The 16795-nt window shown below is 64.8% G+C and carries 27 protein-coding genes and 2 pseudogenes; all 29 read left to right on the plus strand.

Annotated elements, in window-relative coordinates; genetic code table 11:
• A pseudogene (tuf, locus tag KTN05_RS05235) lies at positions 1 to 132 on the plus strand (elongation factor Tu); the annotation flags it as partial.
• Positions 133 to 1045: 913 nt separating this feature from the next.
• Positions 1046 to 1354 carry a 30S ribosomal protein S10 gene (gene rpsJ, locus KTN05_RS05240; protein ID WP_036717366.1) on the plus strand — a complete coding sequence of 103 codons (309 nt, stop codon included), beginning with the start codon at positions 1046 to 1048 and terminating at the stop codon, positions 1352 to 1354.
• Between the two features lie 10 nt (positions 1355 to 1364).
• Positions 1365 to 2231, plus strand: a complete 867-nt coding sequence (gene rplC / locus KTN05_RS05245) for a 50S ribosomal protein L3 (protein ID WP_217328341.1) — start codon at positions 1365 to 1367, stop codon at positions 2229 to 2231.
• Positions 2228 to 2848 (plus strand): 50S ribosomal protein L4, encoded by a 621-nt coding sequence (rplD, locus tag KTN05_RS05250; protein ID WP_217328342.1) that lies wholly within the window; start codon positions 2228 to 2230, stop codon positions 2846 to 2848. Before rplC ends, rplD begins: the two co-directional genes overlap by 4 nt.
• The gene (locus tag KTN05_RS05255) at positions 2845 to 3159 is read left to right on the plus strand and encodes a 50S ribosomal protein L23 (RefSeq protein ID WP_217328343.1); all 315 of its coding nucleotides are present in this window, start codon (positions 2845 to 2847) and stop codon (positions 3157 to 3159) included. The genes rplD and KTN05_RS05255 overlap by 4 nt, the downstream gene beginning before the upstream one ends.
• Positions 3160 to 3250: 91 nt before the next feature.
• A complete protein-coding gene (gene rplB / locus KTN05_RS05260; RefSeq protein ID WP_217328344.1) occupies positions 3251 to 4090 on the plus strand; it encodes a 50S ribosomal protein L2 in 840 nt (279 codons plus the stop codon).
• 3 nt (positions 4091 to 4093) lie between these two features.
• Positions 4094 to 4372 (plus strand): 30S ribosomal protein S19, encoded by a 279-nt coding sequence (gene rpsS, locus KTN05_RS05265; protein WP_217328345.1) that lies wholly within the window; start codon positions 4094 to 4096, stop codon positions 4370 to 4372.
• A 5-nt stretch (positions 4373 to 4377) separates the two neighbouring features.
• Positions 4378 to 4746 (plus strand): annotated as a pseudogene (rplV, locus tag KTN05_RS05270) (50S ribosomal protein L22); the annotation flags it as partial.
• A gap of 116 nt (positions 4747 to 4862) precedes the next feature.
• Positions 4863 to 5579: a 30S ribosomal protein S3 gene (gene rpsC / locus KTN05_RS05275; protein WP_217328346.1), complete on the plus strand. Its 717-nt coding sequence runs from the start codon at positions 4863 to 4865 to the stop codon at positions 5577 to 5579.
• A gap of 12 nt (positions 5580 to 5591) precedes the next feature.
• Positions 5592 to 6005 carry a 50S ribosomal protein L16 gene (gene rplP, locus KTN05_RS05280; protein WP_217328347.1) on the plus strand — a complete coding sequence of 138 codons (414 nt, stop codon included), beginning with the start codon at positions 5592 to 5594 and terminating at the stop codon, positions 6003 to 6005.
• A 70-nt stretch (positions 6006 to 6075) separates the two neighbouring features.
• On the plus strand, positions 6076 to 6489 hold the full coding sequence (locus tag KTN05_RS05285) for a DUF1801 domain-containing protein (protein WP_217328348.1): 414 nt from the start codon (positions 6076 to 6078) through the stop codon (positions 6487 to 6489).
• Between the two features lie 137 nt (positions 6490 to 6626).
• Positions 6627 to 6833, plus strand: coding sequence for a 50S ribosomal protein L29 (gene rpmC / locus KTN05_RS05290; RefSeq protein WP_217328349.1), 207 nt, complete (start codon positions 6627 to 6629; stop codon positions 6831 to 6833).
• Between the two features lie 11 nt (positions 6834 to 6844).
• Positions 6845 to 7099 carry a 30S ribosomal protein S17 gene (rpsQ, locus tag KTN05_RS05295; RefSeq protein ID WP_217328350.1) on the plus strand — a complete coding sequence of 85 codons (255 nt, stop codon included), beginning with the start codon at positions 6845 to 6847 and terminating at the stop codon, positions 7097 to 7099.
• Between the two features lie 69 nt (positions 7100 to 7168).
• The gene (rplN, locus tag KTN05_RS05300; protein ID WP_010400243.1) at positions 7169 to 7537 is read left to right on the plus strand and encodes a 50S ribosomal protein L14; all 369 of its coding nucleotides are present in this window, start codon (positions 7169 to 7171) and stop codon (positions 7535 to 7537) included.
• Positions 7537 to 7842 carry a 50S ribosomal protein L24 gene (gene rplX, locus KTN05_RS05305; RefSeq protein ID WP_217328351.1) on the plus strand — a complete coding sequence of 102 codons (306 nt, stop codon included), beginning with the start codon at positions 7537 to 7539 and terminating at the stop codon, positions 7840 to 7842. The genes rplN and rplX overlap by 1 nt, the downstream gene beginning before the upstream one ends.
• Positions 7842 to 8402: a 50S ribosomal protein L5 gene (gene rplE, locus KTN05_RS05310; protein WP_217328352.1), complete on the plus strand. Its 561-nt coding sequence runs from the start codon at positions 7842 to 7844 to the stop codon at positions 8400 to 8402. The genes rplX and rplE overlap by 1 nt, the downstream gene beginning before the upstream one ends.
• 18 nt (positions 8403 to 8420) lie before the next feature.
• Positions 8421 to 8726 carry a 30S ribosomal protein S14 gene (gene rpsN, locus KTN05_RS05315; RefSeq protein ID WP_217328353.1) on the plus strand — a complete coding sequence of 102 codons (306 nt, stop codon included), beginning with the start codon at positions 8421 to 8423 and terminating at the stop codon, positions 8724 to 8726.
• Positions 8727 to 8735: 9 nt separating this feature from the next.
• On the plus strand, positions 8736 to 9134 hold the full coding sequence (gene rpsH, locus KTN05_RS05320; RefSeq protein ID WP_217328354.1) for a 30S ribosomal protein S8: 399 nt from the start codon (positions 8736 to 8738) through the stop codon (positions 9132 to 9134).
• Between the two features lie 10 nt (positions 9135 to 9144).
• The gene (rplF, locus tag KTN05_RS05325) at positions 9145 to 9678 is read left to right on the plus strand and encodes a 50S ribosomal protein L6 (RefSeq protein WP_217328355.1); all 534 of its coding nucleotides are present in this window, start codon (positions 9145 to 9147) and stop codon (positions 9676 to 9678) included.
• An 11-nt stretch (positions 9679 to 9689) separates the two neighbouring features.
• Positions 9690 to 10049, plus strand: a complete 360-nt coding sequence (gene rplR, locus KTN05_RS05330) for a 50S ribosomal protein L18 (RefSeq protein ID WP_217328356.1) — start codon at positions 9690 to 9692, stop codon at positions 10047 to 10049.
• Between the two features lie 111 nt (positions 10050 to 10160).
• Positions 10161 to 10787 (plus strand): 30S ribosomal protein S5, encoded by a 627-nt coding sequence (gene rpsE, locus KTN05_RS05335; protein ID WP_217328357.1) that lies wholly within the window; start codon positions 10161 to 10163, stop codon positions 10785 to 10787.
• Between the two features lie 4 nt (positions 10788 to 10791).
• Positions 10792 to 10977 (plus strand): 50S ribosomal protein L30, encoded by a 186-nt coding sequence (rpmD, locus tag KTN05_RS05340; RefSeq protein ID WP_217328358.1) that lies wholly within the window; start codon positions 10792 to 10794, stop codon positions 10975 to 10977.
• A 174-nt stretch (positions 10978 to 11151) separates the two neighbouring features.
• Positions 11152 to 11643 (plus strand): 50S ribosomal protein L15, encoded by a 492-nt coding sequence (gene rplO / locus KTN05_RS05345; RefSeq protein WP_217328359.1) that lies wholly within the window; start codon positions 11152 to 11154, stop codon positions 11641 to 11643.
• 129 nt (positions 11644 to 11772) lie between these two features.
• Positions 11773 to 13143 (plus strand): preprotein translocase subunit SecY, encoded by a 1371-nt coding sequence (gene secY, locus KTN05_RS05350; protein WP_217328360.1) that lies wholly within the window; start codon positions 11773 to 11775, stop codon positions 13141 to 13143.
• A 38-nt stretch (positions 13144 to 13181) separates the two neighbouring features.
• Positions 13182 to 13844 carry an adenylate kinase gene (locus tag KTN05_RS05355; protein ID WP_217328361.1) on the plus strand — a complete coding sequence of 221 codons (663 nt, stop codon included), beginning with the start codon at positions 13182 to 13184 and terminating at the stop codon, positions 13842 to 13844.
• 148 nt (positions 13845 to 13992) lie between these two features.
• Positions 13993 to 14361, plus strand: coding sequence for a 30S ribosomal protein S13 (gene rpsM / locus KTN05_RS05360; RefSeq protein ID WP_217328362.1), 369 nt, complete (start codon positions 13993 to 13995; stop codon positions 14359 to 14361).
• Between the two features lie 15 nt (positions 14362 to 14376).
• Entirely contained in the window at positions 14377 to 14766 is a 390-nt protein-coding gene (gene rpsK, locus KTN05_RS05365; protein ID WP_131673306.1) for a 30S ribosomal protein S11, read from the plus strand.
• Between the two features lie 117 nt (positions 14767 to 14883).
• Entirely contained in the window at positions 14884 to 15900 is a 1017-nt protein-coding gene (locus tag KTN05_RS05370; protein WP_217328363.1) for a DNA-directed RNA polymerase subunit alpha, read from the plus strand.
• 117 nt (positions 15901 to 16017) lie between these two features.
• On the plus strand, positions 16018 to 16446 hold the full coding sequence (rplQ, locus tag KTN05_RS05375) for a 50S ribosomal protein L17 (RefSeq protein WP_217328364.1): 429 nt from the start codon (positions 16018 to 16020) through the stop codon (positions 16444 to 16446).
• Positions 16447 to 16795: the final 349 nt, after the last annotated feature.

Raw genomic sequence — 16795 nt, forward strand, 5'->3', positions numbered from 1 at the left:
ATGCCGGGCGACAACCTGAAGTTCGAGGTCGAGCTGATCGCCCCGATCGCGATGGAAGAGAAGCTGCGCTTCGCCATCCGCGAAGGCGGCCGCACCGTGGGTGCCGGCGTGGTGTCGAAGATCATCGAGTGATGTTAGGTGGCGCGTGGTGGTGGGGTTCGCCCCACCATCACCTAGGCAAAGGCCCGTCCCGAAAGGGGCGGGCTTTGATGTTGTGGCAGGCCGCGCCGCAGCGCTGAGTCGCTGTGATCCACGAACCGACCGGACTCGTGTTTCTTAAACGAGATTCTAAGTTGCACAGTGGCCCGCTGCACAGCTAGCCTCCTACTGGTAAGATGTTGACAGATGGATTGTCATGGGTGGCACAATTATTCATCGAAGCCCCGTCGGCTGGGAGCCTAAGCAAGGCTCAAGCCCGCCCCCGGTTATCACGCAAGAGACAAGAGAAGCGATGCGGCGCTCAGCTGACAAGCTTCGAGTGGAGAGGGCGCGAGCATCAGATCTTCAAGCGTATAATGTGCTGAGCAGCCATTCTTTTAAAAGCTTGAGAGAAGCAAGCCAGCAGCGAGTGGATGATTGGCTAAACCTAATCGAACGCGTGCGAAGCTCTCTCCCGAAGGCCCGGTGGCCCCACTGCGAGCAGCTACACAAGATGCTGTTGAGCCGGCGACAGGAGCTAGCTGAAGCGGAAAGACAGCGGCAAGAAAGGCAGGTGCGGGATCAACAGGCATCCGAGAGGCAAAAATTCCTGGCAAGAAAAGAGGTGCTGCCGATACTAATTGGCCAATTGTTGGCAAAATACACGAAGTAATGTAGCTCCCCCGCAGAAGCGGTGCCTGTCTCTCTCTCCATCCGCAGGTCTTGACACTCGTTACTCCTCCCGCCATAAGCCCCCATCGCCGCCGGTCACACCAGAATCGGTTGCGTCTGCCAAGGCCGTCCGCTATGGGGGCGGCCTTGCAGTTTTCTGCCCAAGGTCCGACGCTGGCTTCGCGTGGTGCGCTGTCAGCCTCTCGACTGAAATCCCCATTCGAGGGATGCTTTGATGCAAAGCCAGACCATCCGTATCCGGCTCAAGGCGTTCGATTATCGGGTGCTGGACGCCAGCACCGCCGAGATCGTGAACACCGCCAAGCGGACCGGCGCGCAGGTGCGCGGCCCGATTCCGCTGCCGAACAAGATCGAGAAATTCACCGTCCTGCGCGGTCCGCATATCGACAAGAAATCCCGCGATCAGTGGGAGATCCGCACGCACAAGCGTCTGCTGGACATCGTCGATCCGACCCCGCAGACCGTTGACGCCCTGATGAAGCTCGACCTCGCCGCCGGCGTGGATGTCGAGATCAAGGTTTAAGGGGGTCACCATGCTGCGGACTGGTATCATCGCCAAGAAGCTGGGCATGACCCGGCTGTTCCTGGAAGACGGGCGCCAGGTGCCTGTCACCGTTCTTCATGTCGATAACCTGCAGGTGGTCGCTCAGCGCACCAGCGATCGCGATGGCTATGTCGCCGTCCAGCTGGGCGCTGGCGCGGCCAAGCCGAAGAACGTCACGGCGCCGATGCGCGGCCATTTCGCGAAAGCGAACGTCGCCCCCAAGCGCAAGATCGCGGAGTTCCGCGTCGCCGCCGAGAACATGATCAATGTCGGCGAGGAAATCACCGCCGACCACTATTTCGCGGGGCAGTTCGTCGATGTGGCGGGCACCTCGATCGGCAAGGGCTTCGCCGGTGCCATGAAGCGGCACAACTTCGGCGGCCTGCGCGCCTCGCACGGCGTGTCGGTCAGCCACCGCTCGCATGGCTCGACCGGGCAGTGCCAGGATCCGGGCAAGGTGTTCAAGGGCAAGAAGATGGCCGGACACATGGGCGCCGTGCGCGTCACCACCCAGAACCTGCAGGTCGTCCGCACCGATTCCGACCGCGGCCTGATCATGGTCAAGGGCTCGGTTCCCGGCTCCAAGGGCGGCTGGGTCACGATCAAGGACGCGGTCAAGAAGCCGGCGCCCGAGAACGTGATCTACCCCGCCGGCCTGCGCTCGATGGCCGATGAAGCCCGCCGTGTGGCCGAGGAAGCCGCCGCCGCCGCCGCTGCCGAAGAGGAAGCCGCGCGTCTGGCCGCTGCCGAGGCTGAAGCCGCCGCCATCGCGGCCGCCGAGGCGGAAGCCGCTGCGGACAACGCCGCCGGCGACGTCGCCGACGGTGGGACCGCACCCGAAGGAGACAAGGAATGAAACTCGACGTGATTTCTCTGTCCTCGGGCAAGGCCGGGGACATCGATCTGGCCGACGACATCTTCGGGCTGGAGCCGCGCGCGGATATCCTGCACCGTGTCGTCCGCTGGCAGCGCGCCAAGGCGCAGCAAGGGACCCACTCGACGCTCGGCCGGTCCGAAGTGTCGTATTCGACCAAGAAGATCTATCGCCAGAAGGGCACGGGCGGGGCTCGCCACGGGTCGCGCAGCGCGCCGATCTTCCGCAGCGGCGGCGTCTACAAGGGCCCGGTCTCGCGCAGCCATGCGTTCGACCTGCCCAAGAAGGTCCGCGCGCTGGGTCTGAAGCACGCGCTGTCGGCCAAGGCGGCGAGCGGTCAGCTGGTCATCCTCGACAGCCTGGATCTGGCGGAGGCCAAGACCTCGGCGCTGGCCAAGTCGGTCAAGGAACAGGGCTGGAAGAAGGTCCTGGTGATCGACGGCGCCGACGTGAACGAGAACTTCGCCCGCGCCGCCCGCAACCTGGAAGGCGTGGACGTCCTGCCCTCGATGGGCGCGAACGTCTATGACATCCTCAAGCGCGAGACGCTGGTCATCACGCGCGCGGGTGTCGAAGCCCTGGAGGCCCGACTGAAATGAACGCGACGACGACCAACACGAAGCCCGAGCATTACGACGTGATCGTGAAGCCGATCATCACCGAAAAGGCGACGATGACCGGCGAGACCTCGAACGCGGTGGTGTTCCAGGTCGCGAAATCGGCCACCAAGCCGATGATCAAGGACGCGGTCGAGGCGCTGTTCGGCGTCAAGGTGAAGGCGGTCAACACCACCATCACCAAGGGCAAGACCAAGCGTTTCCGCGGCCGCCCCGGCGTCCGCAACGACGTGAAGAAGGCCTATGTCTCGCTGGAGCCCGGCAACACGATCGACGTGAACACCGGCCTCTGAGACGGCAGCTCGCGGCTCCCGCCTTCTTGCGGGGGCCGCATGACTTTGACTGAAACGGACCTCTGGTCCAAGGCAACGGAAGACAGCAACCATGGCACTCAAGTCGTATAAACCGACGACGCCTGGCCAGCGCGGGCTGGTACTGATCGACCGTTCGGAGCTTTGGAAAGGTCGCCCCGTCAAGTCCCTCACCGAGGGTCTGAGCAAATCGGGCGGCCGGAACAACACCGGACGGATCACGATGTGGCACAAGGGGGGCGGAGCCAAGCGCCTCTACCGCGTCGTCGATTTCAAGCGTCGCAAGTATGACGTCCCCGCAACGGTCGAGCGGATCGAATACGATCCCAACCGCACCGCCTTCATCGCGCTGGTGCGCTATGAGGACGGCGAGCAGGCCTATATCCTCGCGCCGCAGCGTCTGGCCATCGGCGACAAGGTCGTCTCTTCGGCCCGTGCGGACATCAAGCCGGGCAACGCGATGCCGTTCAGCGGCATGCCGATCGGCACGATCGTCCACAACGTCGAGCTGAAGCCCGGCAAGGGCGGCCAGATCGCCCGTTCGGCGGGCACCTACGCCCAGTTCGTGGGCCGCGACGGTGGCTACGCGCAGATCCGCCTGTCCTCGGGCGAGCTGCGGATGGTCCGCCAGGAATGCATGGCGACCATCGGCGCGGTGTCGAACGCCGACCACTCGAACCAGGATCTCGGCAAGGCCGGGCGCCGGCGGCACATGGGCATCCGCCCGACCGTCCGCGGCGTCGCCATGAACCCGATCGACCACCCGCATGGTGGTGGTGAAGGCCGGACCTCGGGCGGCCGTCACCCGGTCACGCCGTGGGGCAAGCCGACCAAAGGCAAGAAGACGCGCAGCAACAAGTCGACCGACAAGTACATCCTGCGGTCGCGTCACGCCAAGAAGAAGGGGCGCTGATCCATGGCACGTTCTGTTTGGAAAGGGCCGTTCGTCGACGCCTATGTTCTGCGCAAGGCCGAAAAGGCGCGCGAATCGGGTCGTTCGGAGGTCATCAAGATCTGGTCGCGTCGTTCGACCATCCTGCCGCAATTCGTCGGCCTGACCTTCGGCGTCTATAACGGGAAGAAGCACATCCCGGTCAACGTCTCCGAAGACATGATCGGCCAGAAATTCGGTGAGTACTCGCCGACCCGGACCTATTACGGTCACGCGGCCGACAAGAAAGCGAAGAGGAAGTAATCCCCATGGGTAAGGAACAGAATCCGCGCCGCGTGGCGGAGAACGAGGCGATGGCGAAGACCAAGATGCTTCGCACCTCGCCGCAGAAGCTGAACCTCGTCGCCGCCCTGATCCGCGGCAAGAAGGTGGACAAGGCGCTGGCCGACCTCACCTTCTCGCACAAGCGCATCGCGGGCGACGTGAAGAAATGCCTTCAGTCGGCCATCGCCAACGCCGAGAACAACCACAACCTGGACGTCGATAACCTGGTCGTCGCCGAGGCGTGGGTCGGCAAGAACATGGTGCTGAAGCGGGGCCGTCCGCGCGCCCGTGGCCGGTTCGGCAAGATCATGAAGCCGTTCTCGGAAATCACCATCAAGGTGCGCGAGGTCGATCTGGCCGCCGCGGAAGAGGCGAAGAAAGCCGCCAGGCTGCAGAAGCGCACCGCCGCGTCCAGCCGGCAGGCCGGCACCGCCGCCACCCCTGAAGCCGCCGTCGAGGAGCAAGCGTAATGGGACAGAAGGTCAACCCCATCGGGATGCGCCTCCAGGTCAACCGCACCTGGGACAGCCGGTGGTTCGCCGACAGCAAGGAATACGGCAAGCTGCTGCTAGAGGATCTGAAGATCCGCGACTTCATCCATGAAGAGGCCAAGCAGGCCGGCGTCAGCCGCGTCATCATCGAGCGTCCGCACAAGAAGGCGCGGGTCACGATCCATGCCGCGCGTCCGGGCGTCATCATCGGCAAGAAGGGCGCCGACATCGAGACGCTGCGCAAGAAGGTCGCGCAGTTCACCGATTCGGAACTGCACCTGAACATCGTCGAAGTCCGCAAGCCGGAACTCGACGCGCAGCTGGTGGCCGAATCGATCGCCCAGCAGCTTGAGCGCCGGGTGTCGTTCCGCCGCGCCATGAAGCGCGCGGTTCAGAACGCCATGCGGATGGGCGCGCTGGGTATCCGCGTGAATGTCGCCGGCCGTCTGGGCGGCGCCGAGATCGCGCGGACCGAATGGTATCGCGAGGGCCGGGTGCCGCTGCACACGCTGCGGGCCGACATCGACTATGCGCTGTCGGAAGCCTCGACCCCCTACGGGATCATCGGGGTGAAGGTCTGGATATTCAAGGGCGAGATCATGGAACACGACCCGCAGGCCCATGAGCGCCGCGCCGCCTCGGCGCAGGAAGGCCCGGCCTCGCGTGGTCCGCGCCGCGACCGCGACGCGCGCTAAGGAGACAGGGAAATGCTGCAACCGAAACGGACCAAGTTCCGCAAACAGCACAAGGGCCGTATCCACGGCGAGGCGAAGGGCGGGTTCAACCTGAACTTCGGCTCCTTCGCGCTGAAGGCGACGGAACCCGAGCGCGTCACCGCGCGCCAGATCGAGGCGGCCCGCCGCGCGATCACCCGCCACATGAAGCGCCAGGGCCGCGTCTGGATCCGGATCTTCCCGGACGTGCCGGTGTCGTCGAAGCCGACCGAAGTGCGGATGGGTAAAGGCAAGGGCTCGGTCGATTTCTGGGCCGCCCGCGTGCATCCCGGCCGGATCATGTTCGAGATCGACGGTGTCGATGAGGACGTGGCCCGCGAGGCGCTGCGCCTCGGCGCGCAGAAGCTGCCGGTGCTGACCCGCGTGGTGCGCCGCGAAGACTGGTAAGCGCCGGACAGGCCGCACTGAACCAAAGCCCCGCCGGAGACGGCGGGGCTTTTTCGTGTTAAGGTCCGGCATGGGCAAGGATGCGAAGCCGAAGCTGCTCTCGGGCGGGAACCCGCAGATCCCCAAGGGATATGGCGACGGGCCGGTGCAGGGCTGGATCGCCGCCGCGCCCGAGTGGAAGGGCCAGGTGGCGGCACGGCTCGACGCGCTGATCGTCGATGCGGTGCCGGATGTCTGCAAGGCCGTGAAGTGGAATTCCCCCTTCTACGGCGTGGCGGAGGGGGAGTGGTTTCTCAGCTTCCATGCCATGACGAATTACCTGAAGGTCGCATTCTTCCGCGGCACCTCGCTCGATCCGATGCCGCCGGTCGGCTCGAAGCAGGTCGAGGTGCGGTATCTGCATGTCGGACCGGACGATCTGAATGAAGCCGCTTTCACCGATTGGGTGCGCCAGGCGGCGCGGTTGCCGGGCGTGAATATGTAGATGCCCCCGCGGCCGGAAAATCGCTTGCCAAGGCCGGGCCGGTTGCTGTATGCGCAAGCCTTCATCTCGAACTCCACCGGGAATCAGGGTGGCCCAGCGTGCTGGGGCTCTCCGGTGATGTTGAAAGGAAGAGGCGCATGAAAGCGCAGGAACTGAAAGACAAGACGCCCGAGCAGCTGCGCGAGCAGTTGGTGGCGCTGAAGAAGGAAGCGTTCAACCTGCGCTTCCAGCAGGCGACCGGCCAGCTTGAGTCGACCGCCCGCATGCGCACCGTCCGTCGCGACGTCGCTCGCATCAAGACCCAGATGAACCAGAACGCCGCCGCCGCGGCCTCGTCGAACTGAGGAGTTGGCCCATGCCCAAACGCATCCTGCAAGGCAAGGTGACCAGCGACAAGAACGAGCAGACCGTCACGGTTCTGGTCGAGCGCCGCTTCAAGCACCCGGTTCTGCACAAGATCGTCCGTTCGTCCAAGAAATACCGGGCGCACGACGCGAATAACCAGTTCAAGGTCGGTGACACCGTTCGCATCGTCGAATGTGCGCCGATTTCGAAGACGAAACGCTGGACCGTCCTCGTGGCGGACGAGGCGCAGGCCGTTCAGGCCTGAACCTTTCCAGACTGATCGAAACCCTGGGGGGCGGGCTGCATCCGTCCGCCAAAGGTCGGGAGAAACCAAATGATCCAGATGCAGACCAACCTGGATGTTGCTGACAACTCCGGCGCTCGCCGGGTGCAGTGCATCAAGGTTCTGGGTGGCTCGCACCGTCGCTATGCGTCGGTGGGTGACATCATCGTGGTTTCCGTCAAGGAAGCCATTCCGCGCGGCCGCGTGAAGAAAGGTGACGTCCGCAAGGCCGTCGTCGTGCGCACCGCCAAGGAAGTGAAGCGCGAGGACGGCACGTCCATCCGCTTCGACCGCAACGCCGCCGTCATCCTGAACAACCAGGGCGAGCCGGTCGGCACCCGTATCTTCGGGCCGGTCGTGCGCGAACTGCGCGCCAAGAACTTCATGAAGATCATCTCGCTTGCGCCGGAGGTGCTGTGATGGCTGCCAAGCTCAAGAAGGGTGACCGCGTCGTCGTGCTGGCCGGCAAGGACAAGGGCAAGCAGGGCGAGATCCTGCAGGTCATGCCCAAGGACAACAAGGCCGTGGTCGATGGCGTGAACATCGCGCTGCGCCACACCCGCCAGTCGCAGACATCGCAGGGCGGCCGTGTTCCCAAGAACATGCCGATCGACCTGTCGAACCTCGCGCTGCTGGACAAGAACGGCAAGGCCACCCGCGTCGGCTTCCGCATGGAAGGCGAGCAGAAGGTGCGCTTCGCCAAGACCACGGGAGACGTGATCTGATGCTGGATCAAGCGACCTATACCCCGCGTCTGAAGGCCGAGTTCCGCGACCGCATCCGCCCCGCGATGAAGGAAGAGTTCGGCTACAAGAACGACATGCAGATCCCGCGTCTGGACAAGATCGTCCTGAACATGGGCGTCGGCGAAGCGGTCAAGGACACCAAGAAGGTCAAGCAGGCCGCCGAGGAGCTTTCGCTCATCGCCGGTCAGAAGGCGGTCATCACCCACGCCAAGAAGTCGATCGCCGGCTTCCGCGTGCGCGAGGAGATGCCGCTGGGCTGCAAGGTGACCCTGCGCGGCAACCGGATGTACGAGTTCTTCGATCGTCTCATCAACATCGCGCTGCCCCGCGTCCGCGACTTCCGCGGCGTCAAGGGCTCGTCGTTCGATGGCCGCGGCAACTACGCCATGGGCCTGAAGGAGCAGATCGTTTTCCCCGAGATCGAATTCGACAAGGTCGATGAGGTTCTGGGGATGGACATCATCATCGCGACCACGGCGAAGACCGACGCCGAAGCCAAGGCGCTGTTGAAGCACTTCAACATGCCCTTCACCAGCTGATCGCGCGAGGAATCTGATATGGCTAAGAAATCCATGATCGAACGTCAGAAGAAGCGCGAGCGGATGGTGGCGAAGTTCGCCGCCAAACGCGCCGAGCTGAACGGCGTCGTGAACAACCAGGACCTGCCGATGGAAGAGCGGTTCAAGGCCACGCTGAAGCTGGCCGAACTGCCGCGCAACTCGTCGCCGACGCGCCTGAACAACCGCTGCGAGCTGACCGGGCGTCCGCGCGCATATTACCGCAAACTGCGCCTGTCGCGGATCATGCTGCGCGAGCTCGGCTCGCAGGGGCTGATCCCCGGCATGGTCAAATCGAGCTGGTAAGGGGGCAACATGTCGATGAACGATCCGCTCGGCGATATGCTGACCCGCATCCGCAACGCGCAGATGCGCGGGAAATCCACCGTCCGCACCCCGACGAGCAAGTTGCGCGCCTGGGTTCTGGACGTGCTGATGGCCGAGGGCTACATCCGCGGCTACGAGCAGGTGACGACCGAAGCCGGCCACACCGAGCTTGAAATCAGCCTGAAATACTTCGAGGGCACCCCGGTCATCCGGGAACTCGCCCGCGTCTCGAAGCCGGGTCGCCGGGTCTATGCCGGCGCCAAGGCGCTGCCGCAGGTCCGCAACGGCCTCGGCGTCTCCATCGTGTCGACGCCCAAGGGCGTCATGACGGATGCAGCGGCTCGCAACGCCAATGTCGGCGGCGAAGTCCTCTGCACCGTGTTCTAAGGAGGGCGGGATGTCTCGGATTGGTAAGAAGCCGGTCGAACTGCCCAAGGGCGTGACGGCCGACATCAAGGGTCAGACGATCGAGGTGAAGGGGCCGAAAGGCACCCGTTCCTTCACCGCGGCCGACGACGTGACCCTGAAACTGGAAGACGGCGCCGTGGCGGTCACGCCGCGCGGCCTGTCCAAGCGGGCGCGCCAGCAGTGGGGGATGACCCGTTCGATGGTCGAGAACCTCGCGACCGGCGTTTCCTCCGGTTTCCGCAAGGAGCTGGAAATCCAGGGCGTCGGCTACCGCGCGCAGATGCAGGGCAAGACCCTGAAGCTGCAGCTGGGCTACAGCCACGACGTGAACTTCGAAGCGCCGGAGGGGGTGACCATCACCGCCCCGAAGCAGACGGAGATCATCGTCGAGGGCATCGACCAGCAGGTCGTCGGCCAGGTCGCCGCCAACATCCGCGAGTGGCGCAAGCCCGAGCCTTACAAGGGCAAGGGGATTCGCTACAAGGGTGAGGCCGTCTTCCGCAAGGAAGGCAAGAAGAAGTAAGGATCACGCAAATGGCACTGAACAAACGAGAGCTGTTCCAGAAGCGCCGTCTGCGCGTTCGGAACAAGCTGCGGGCGATGTCCAACGGTCGTCCCCGCCTGTCCGTCCACCGCTCGTCCAAGAACATCAGCGTTCAGCTGATCGACGACGTGAACGGCATCACGCTGGCTTCGGCCAGCACGCTGGAAAAGGACCTGGGCGTTGTCGGAAAGAACAACGTCGAGGCCGCGGCCAGGATCGGCTCGGCGATCGCCGAGCGGGCGAAGGCCAAGGGTGTCGGCGAGGTCGTGTTCGACCGCGGCGGCTTCCTGTTCCACGGCAAGGTCAAGGCCCTCGCGGACGCAGCTCGCGAAGGCGGGCTGAAGTTCTGATGGTTGCGGGAGGCGGCGACGCCTCCCCGATGATCCGGGGGCGGTCCGCAGGGGCGGCCCACCAGGATCGGGATCAACGGCGCGGCTGCGCCAACGGACAAGGAATGCCACATGGCAGAACGTGATAACCGCGGGGGCCGTCGCGACGACCGTCGTGACCGCGACGAGAACCCGGAATTCGCCGATCGTCTGGTCGCGATCAACCGCGTCAGCAAGACCGTCAAGGGCGGCAAGCGCTTCGGCTTCGCCGCGCTCGTGGTCGTTGGCGACCAGCGCGGCCGTGTCGGCTTCGGCAAGGGCAAGGCCAAGGAAGTGCCGGAAGCGATCCGCAAGGCGACCGAGCAGGCCAAGCGCGGCCTGATCCGCGTGCCGCTGCGCGACGGCCGCACCCTGCACCACGACATCGAAGGGCGCCACGGCGCCGGCCGCGTCGTGATGCGGACCGCCGTTCCGGGGACCGGCATCATCGCCGGCGGCCCGATGCGCGCCGTCTTCGAGATGCTGGGCGTGCAGGACGTCGTGGCGAAGTCGCTGGGGACGCAGAACCCCTACAACATGATCCGCGCCACTATCGACGGCCTGAAGTCGGAAGCCTCGCCGCGCTCGATCGCGCAGCGTCGCGGCAAGAAGGTCGCCGACATCCTGCCGTCGCAGGACCGCGCGCCCGAATCCCAGGTTCCCGAAAACCAGCAGGGCACGGACGCGACCGCGACCTCGGCCCAACCGCAGGAGGCGTGAGCCAATGGCAACCATCGTCGTCAAGCAGATCGGCAGCCCGATCCGCCGCCCCAAGGAACAGCGCGCGACGCTGAAGGGCCTCGGGCTGAACAAGATGAACCGCACCCGCGAGCTGCAGGACACCCCTGCGATCCGCGGGATGGTCGCCAAGATCCCGCATCTCGCGGTGATCGTGGAAGAGCGGAACTGAGATGGCGGGCCGGGGAAACCCGGCCCTTCCCGCTGCGGCGTTCGACGCGCTGCCGCGCTTGACCGGCCCGGTGCCGGTCGGTAGATGCACCCGGTGCCTCCGGCACGACTCACCGATACATGCCGCGTCCGCCCAGCTTCGCTTCGGGGGCGTGTCCGGCGAAGGAGAAGCGACATGAAACTGAATGAACTCCGCGACAATGACGGCGCGAACCGCAAGAAGAAGCGGGTTGCCCGCGGCCCCGGCTCGGGCAAGGGCAAGACCGCCGGTCGCGGCATCAAGGGCCAGACCTCGCGTTCGGGCGTTGCGCTGAACGGCTACGAAGGCGGCCAGATGCCGCTGTATCGGCGCCTGCCGAAGCGCGGCTTCACCAAGCCGAACCAGCTGAAATTCGCGGTCGTGAACCTCGGCCAGCTTCAGGCGATGGTCGAAGCCGGCAAGTTCGCCGCCGGTGCCGAGCTGAACGAGGATGCGCTGATCGCGGCCGGCGCCACCAAGCGCAAGCTGGACGGCATCCGCGTGCTGGGCAAGGGCGAGCTGACCACCGCGCTGAAGCTGACGGTCGCCGGCGCGTCGAAATCGGCCGTCGAGGCGGTCGAGCGGGCGGGCGGTTCCATCACCCTGACCCGTCCGGTGCGCGAGCCGGCCGAAGCGGCTGCCGAATAAGCTGTTGAAGGCACCTGCGGGCGCCAATAGATAGAGCTTCAGTTCCAAGCGCCGCCGACCGGGAACCGGGCCGGCGGCGCTGACATGACAGGCGGCGCAACACGCGCCGGACCGCAAGACGAGGGCAGCATGGCGTCAGCCGCAGAACAGATGGCCGCAAACCTCAGCTGGGGACAGCTGGGCAAGGCGACCGAACTTCGCCAGCGCATCTGGTTCACGATCGGCTTGCTGATCATCTATCGCCTCGGCACCTACATCCCCGTGCCGGGCATCGATGGCGGCGCGCTGCGCAACTTCATGGAGCAGGCGCAGGCCGGCATCGGCGGCATCCTGTCGATGTTCACGGGCGGCGCGCTGGGACGGATGGGCGTCTTCGCGCTCGGGATCATGCCCTATATCTCGGCCTCGATCATCGTCCAGCTTCTGGCCAGCATGGTCCCCTCGCTGGAACAGCTGAAGAAGGAAGGCGAGCAGGGCCGCAAGAAGATCAACCAGTATACGCGCTACGGAACGGTCCTTCTGGCGTTCTTCCAGGCCTACGGCCTTGCCGTCAGCCTGGAGGCGGGCGGGCTGGCCCATGATCCGGGCTGGTTCTTCCGCATCGCGGTCATCATCACGCTGGTCGGCGGGACGATGTTCCTGATGTGGGTGGGCGAGCAGATCACCGCCCGCGGCATCGGCAACGGCATCAGCCTCATCATCTATGTCGGCATCCTTGCCGAGATTCCGGCGAGCCTCGCGCAGTTCTTTGCGCAGGGGCGGTCGGGCGCCATCTCGACTCCGGTGGTCCTCGGGATCATTGCGCTGGTCGTCGCCGTCATGGCCTTCGTCGTGTTCATGGAACGCGCGCTGCGCAAGATCCGCATCCAGTATCCGCGCCGTCAGGTCGGGATGAAGATCTACGACGGCCAGTCCTCGCACCTGCCGATCAAGGTGAACCCCGCTGGCGTGATCCCGGCGATCTTCGCCAGTTCGCTGCTGCTGCTGCCGGTCACGATCTCGACCTTCTCGGGCAACCAGACGGGTCCGGTCATGTCCACGATCCTGGCATATTTCGGGCCCGGGCAGCCGCTTTACCTGCTGTTCTTCGCGGCGATGATCATCTTCTTCACCTACTTCTACACCCAGAACGTGGCCTTCAAATCCGAGGACGTGGCCGAGAACCTGAAGAACCAGGGCGGGTTCATCCCCGGCATCCGGCCGGGCAAGCGGACGCAGGACTATCTGGACTATGTCGTCAACCGGGTGCTGGTGATCGGCTCGCTCTATCTCGCGGTGGTCTGCCTTCTGCCGGAGATCGTCCGCGACCAGTTCTCGGTGCCGTTCTATTTCGGCGGCACCTCGGTCCTGATCATCGTCTCGGTCACGATGGATACGATCAACCAGCTGCAAAGCCACTTGCTTGCGCATCAGTATGAGGGCTTGATCGAGAAGTCGCAGCTCAGGGGGCGCCGCAAGCCCGGCCAGCCCAAGCCGCGGAAGGCTCCGGCGCGCCGCTGAGCGGCGGGTCGCAGATCGAAACGAGGGGGGACGTGACGATGACGACGAACATCATCCTGCTGGGGCCGCCCGGTGCGGGCAAGGGGACGCAGGCAAGGCGGCTGGTCGAGGAGCGGGATCTGGTCCAGCTTTCCACCGGCGACATGCTGCGGGAGGCGCGGACCTCCGGGACCGAGATGGGCAAGGTGGTCGCCGAGGTGATGGACAAGGGCCAGCTCGTCACCGACGAGATCGTCATCGGCCTGATCCGCGAGAAGCTGGAGGACACCAAGGCCGCCGGCTTCATCTTCGACGGCTTCCCCCGCACGCTGCGCCAGGCCGACGCGCTCGAGGACCTGCTGTCCGGCATGGGGCAGAAGATCGACGCCGTGATCGAGATGCAGGTCGATGACGGTGCGCTGGTCGATCGCGTCAGCGGCCGCTACACCTGCGGCAATTGCGGCGAGGTCTATCACGACACCACCCGCCCATCCGCCAAGGAGGGGGTCTGCGACGTCTGCGGCTCGACCGACCTGCGGCGCCGGGCCGACGACAACGCCGAAAGCCTCAAGACGCGGCTGCTGGAATATTACAAGAAGACCTCGCCGCTGATCGGTTATTACTACGCCAAGCAGAAGCTGCGTCCGGTGGACGCATTGGCCGAGATCGGCAAGGTGGGCCACGAGATCGCCGGCATTCTTGGGCAGCCCGTCGAAGCTTGACAGCGGGGCTGCTGTCATTTAGGCGACAGTCTCTCGCTTGAGAATCAACCCGAGGGTTGATCGAATCGGGCCCGAAGGTTCCCCTTCGGGTCTTTGGTTGTGAAAAAAGGTTCCGGTTCTACGGAACCGCAACAATAAGGATACACGCGTGGCCCGTATCGCTGGCGTCAACATTCCGACGGGGAAACGTGTCCCCATCGCGCTTACCTATATTCACGGCATCGGCCCGATGTATGCCGGGCAGATCGTCGAAGCCGTCGGCATCGACCCGGCCCGCCGCGTGAACGAACTGTCGGACGCCGAGGTTCTGGCGATCCGCGAATATATCGACGCGAACCTGACCGTCGAGGGTGACCTGCGCCGCGAAGCCCAGATGAACATCAAGCGTCTGATGGATCTGGGTTCGTATCGTGGCCTGCGTCACCGCCGCGGCCTTCCCGTGCGCGGCCAGCGCACGCACACCAACGCCCGCACCCGCAAGGGCCCGGCGAAGCCCATCGCCGGCAAGAAGAAGTAAGGAGGGTTCGGGACCATGGCACGCGACAAGACGCGCATGAAGCGCAAGGAACGCAAGAACATCGCCACCGGCGTGGCGCATGTGAACAGCTCGTTCAACAATACCAAGATCCTGATCTCGGACGTGCAGGGCAACGCGATCTCGTGGTCGTCGGCCGGCACGATGGGTTTCAAGGGATCGCGCAAATCGACGCCCTACGCCGCCCAGATGGCCGCCGAGGACGCTGGCAAGAAGGCGCAGGAGCACGGCGTCCGCACGCTGGAAGTCGAGGTTCAGGGCCCCGGCTCGGGCCGCGAGTCGGCGCTGCGCGCGCTGGCCGCCGTCGGCTTCAACATCACCGCGATCCGCGACGTGACGCCGATCGCGCATAACGGCGTCCGCCCGCCCAAGCGCCGGCGCGTCTGACCTGACGACATCGCACCGGCCTGCGTCGTTTTCCGGCGCGGGCCGGTCGTCCGCTTTTTACCTCGGGTGTTTCCGACGGCTGGACATGGCGCCGGAAACTGGAATGGAGGCAATCGCATGATCCACAAGAACTGGGCCGAACTGATCAAGCCGCAGCAGCTCGACATCCGCTCCGGCGCCGATACGACGCGCGTCGCGACGCTGGTCGCGGAACCGCTGGAGCGTGGCTTCGGCCTGACCCTCGGCAACGCGCTGCGCCGCGTCCTGATGTCGTCGCTTCAGGGCGCCGCGATCACCAGCGTGCAGATCGACAACGTGCTGCACGAGTTTTCCTCGGTCGCGGGCGTCCGCGAGGATGTGACCGATATCGTCCTCAATCTCAAGGGCGTGACGCTGAAGATGGACGTGGACGGGCCGAAGCGCCTGGCCCTGTCGGCCACCGGACCGGGCGAGGTCAAGGCCGGTCAGATCCAGGAGACCGCGGGTATCTCGGTGCTGAACCGCGATCACGTCATCTGCCATCTGGACGAAGGCGCGACGCTGAGCATGGAACTGACCGTCTCGAACGGCAAGGGCTATGTCGCGGCCGACAAGAACCGTCCCGAGGACGCGCCCATCGGGCTGATCCCGATCGACGCGATCTTCTCGCCGGTCAAGCGCGTCAGCTACGAGGTCACGCCCACCCGCGAGGGGCAGGTGCTCGACTATGACAAGCTGACGATGAGGATCGAGACCGACGGCAGCCTGTCGCCCGAGGACTCGGTGGCCTATGCCGCCCGCATCCTGCAGGACCAGCTGGCCGTATTCGTCAACTTCGACGAGCCCGAATCGGCCCGCGCCCACGACGCCGAGGACGGACTGGAGTTCGATCCGCGCCTGCTCAAGAAGGTGGACGAGCTGGAGCTTTCGGTCCGCTCGGCCAACTGCCTCAAGAACGACAACATCGTCTATATCGGCGATCTGATCCAGAAGACCGAGGCCGAGATGCTGCGGACTCCGAACTTCGGCCGCAAGTCGCTGAACGAGATCAAGGAAGTGCTTTCGGGCATGGGCCTGCATCTCGGGATGGACGTGCAGGACTGGCCGCCGGAGAACATCGAGGATCTGGCCAAACGGTTCGACGACCAGTTCTGAGACCGAAATACCGCAGGGCGCGCAGGCGCGCGCCCTGCGGCACCGGGCATTCCGCCCCAAGGAGAGCGGCCGCCACGCACGGTCGCCGGACAAAGCAAAACGCTATAGGAGACACCCATGCGTCACGCCCGCGGCTACCGCCGCCTCAACCGCACCCACGAACACCGCAAGGCGCTGTTCGCGAACATGGCCGGCTCGCTGATCGAGCATGAGCAGATCAAGACGACGCTGCCCAAGGCCAAGGAACTGCGCCCGATCATCGAGAAGCTGATCACGCTGGCCAAGCGCGGCGACCTGCACGCCCGCCGGCAGGCTGCGTCGCAGCTGAAGCAGGACGCCTATGTCGCCCGCCTGTTCGACGTGCTCGGCCCTCGCTATGCCAACCGTCAGGGCGGCTATGTCCGCGTGCTGAAGGCCGGCTTCCGCTATGGCGACATGGCGCCGATGGCGATCATCGAGTTCGTCGATCGCGACGTCTCGGCGAAAGGCGCGGCCGACCGGGCCCGCGTCGAAGCGGAGTTCGACCTGGCAGATTCGGAAGCCTGAGGCTTTAGCCGGAAAAGCGGCGGGATCCGGGAATTTTCGGATCAGCCAAAAGATTGACCCCTGTCCGGCGACGGACAGGGGTTTTGTTTGTTCTTTCTTTACCCATCTGGGCTAAACGAAAGATGTCCGTTATCCGCGCGACCTGGATGGGCGTTCCAGGTGATCGATGGGACTGCGGGCGACCTGCGCCGATTCTTCGGCGGACAAGACACCTGCGGCCTGCATCGCGCACAGGGTATCGCGCTCGCGCGGGGCAAGCGGGACCACGCGGAGGTCCGCGCGAACGGAACTGGACAGATTGGAACCATCACGATCGGAACATACACGCAAGGTAACAACACACTCGGGA

This window comes from Paracoccus sp. Z118 (assembly GCF_019061185.1).
Classification (GTDB): domain Bacteria; phylum Pseudomonadota; class Alphaproteobacteria; order Rhodobacterales; family Rhodobacteraceae; genus Paracoccus.

Coding starts and splice junctions, on each gene's coding strand:
- rplN (WP_010400243.1), top strand. CDS start 7,169: ATGATCCAGATGCAGACCAACCTGGATGTTGCTGACAACTCCGGCGCT.
- rpsC (WP_217328346.1), top strand. CDS start 4,863: ATGGGACAGAAGGTCAACCCCATCGGGATGCGCCTCCAGGTCAACCGC.
- rpsN (WP_217328353.1), top strand. CDS start 8,421: ATGGCTAAGAAATCCATGATCGAACGTCAGAAGAAGCGCGAGCGGATG.
- rplF (WP_217328355.1), top strand. CDS start 9,145: ATGTCTCGGATTGGTAAGAAGCCGGTCGAACTGCCCAAGGGCGTGACG.
- rplC (WP_217328341.1), top strand. CDS start 1,365: ATGCTGCGGACTGGTATCATCGCCAAGAAGCTGGGCATGACCCGGCTG.
- rplR (WP_217328356.1), top strand. CDS start 9,690: ATGGCACTGAACAAACGAGAGCTGTTCCAGAAGCGCCGTCTGCGCGTT.
- rpmD (WP_217328358.1), top strand. CDS start 10,792: ATGGCAACCATCGTCGTCAAGCAGATCGGCAGCCCGATCCGCCGCCCC.
- rplO (WP_217328359.1), top strand. CDS start 11,152: ATGAAACTGAATGAACTCCGCGACAATGACGGCGCGAACCGCAAGAAG.
- KTN05_RS05255 (WP_217328343.1), top strand. CDS start 2,845: ATGAACGCGACGACGACCAACACGAAGCCCGAGCATTACGACGTGATC.
- rpsQ (WP_217328350.1), top strand. CDS start 6,845: ATGCCCAAACGCATCCTGCAAGGCAAGGTGACCAGCGACAAGAACGAG.
- KTN05_RS05370 (WP_217328363.1), top strand. CDS start 14,884: ATGATCCACAAGAACTGGGCCGAACTGATCAAGCCGCAGCAGCTCGAC.
- KTN05_RS05285 (WP_217328348.1), top strand. CDS start 6,076: ATGGGCAAGGATGCGAAGCCGAAGCTGCTCTCGGGCGGGAACCCGCAG.
- rpsE (WP_217328357.1), top strand. CDS start 10,161: ATGGCAGAACGTGATAACCGCGGGGGCCGTCGCGACGACCGTCGTGAC.
- rpsJ (WP_036717366.1), top strand. CDS start 1,046: ATGCAAAGCCAGACCATCCGTATCCGGCTCAAGGCGTTCGATTATCGG.
- rplD (WP_217328342.1), top strand. CDS start 2,228: ATGAAACTCGACGTGATTTCTCTGTCCTCGGGCAAGGCCGGGGACATC.
- rpsH (WP_217328354.1), top strand. CDS start 8,736: ATGTCGATGAACGATCCGCTCGGCGATATGCTGACCCGCATCCGCAAC.
- rplP (WP_217328347.1), top strand. CDS start 5,592: ATGCTGCAACCGAAACGGACCAAGTTCCGCAAACAGCACAAGGGCCGT.
- KTN05_RS05355 (WP_217328361.1), top strand. CDS start 13,182: ATGACGACGAACATCATCCTGCTGGGGCCGCCCGGTGCGGGCAAGGGG.
- rpsK (WP_131673306.1), top strand. CDS start 14,377: ATGGCACGCGACAAGACGCGCATGAAGCGCAAGGAACGCAAGAACATC.
- rpsS (WP_217328345.1), top strand. CDS start 4,094: ATGGCACGTTCTGTTTGGAAAGGGCCGTTCGTCGACGCCTATGTTCTG.
- rplB (WP_217328344.1), top strand. CDS start 3,251: ATGGCACTCAAGTCGTATAAACCGACGACGCCTGGCCAGCGCGGGCTG.
- rplE (WP_217328352.1), top strand. CDS start 7,842: ATGCTGGATCAAGCGACCTATACCCCGCGTCTGAAGGCCGAGTTCCGC.
- secY (WP_217328360.1), top strand. CDS start 11,773: ATGGCGTCAGCCGCAGAACAGATGGCCGCAAACCTCAGCTGGGGACAG.
- rplQ (WP_217328364.1), top strand. CDS start 16,018: ATGCGTCACGCCCGCGGCTACCGCCGCCTCAACCGCACCCACGAACAC.
- rplX (WP_217328351.1), top strand. CDS start 7,537: ATGGCTGCCAAGCTCAAGAAGGGTGACCGCGTCGTCGTGCTGGCCGGC.
- rpmC (WP_217328349.1), top strand. CDS start 6,627: ATGAAAGCGCAGGAACTGAAAGACAAGACGCCCGAGCAGCTGCGCGAG.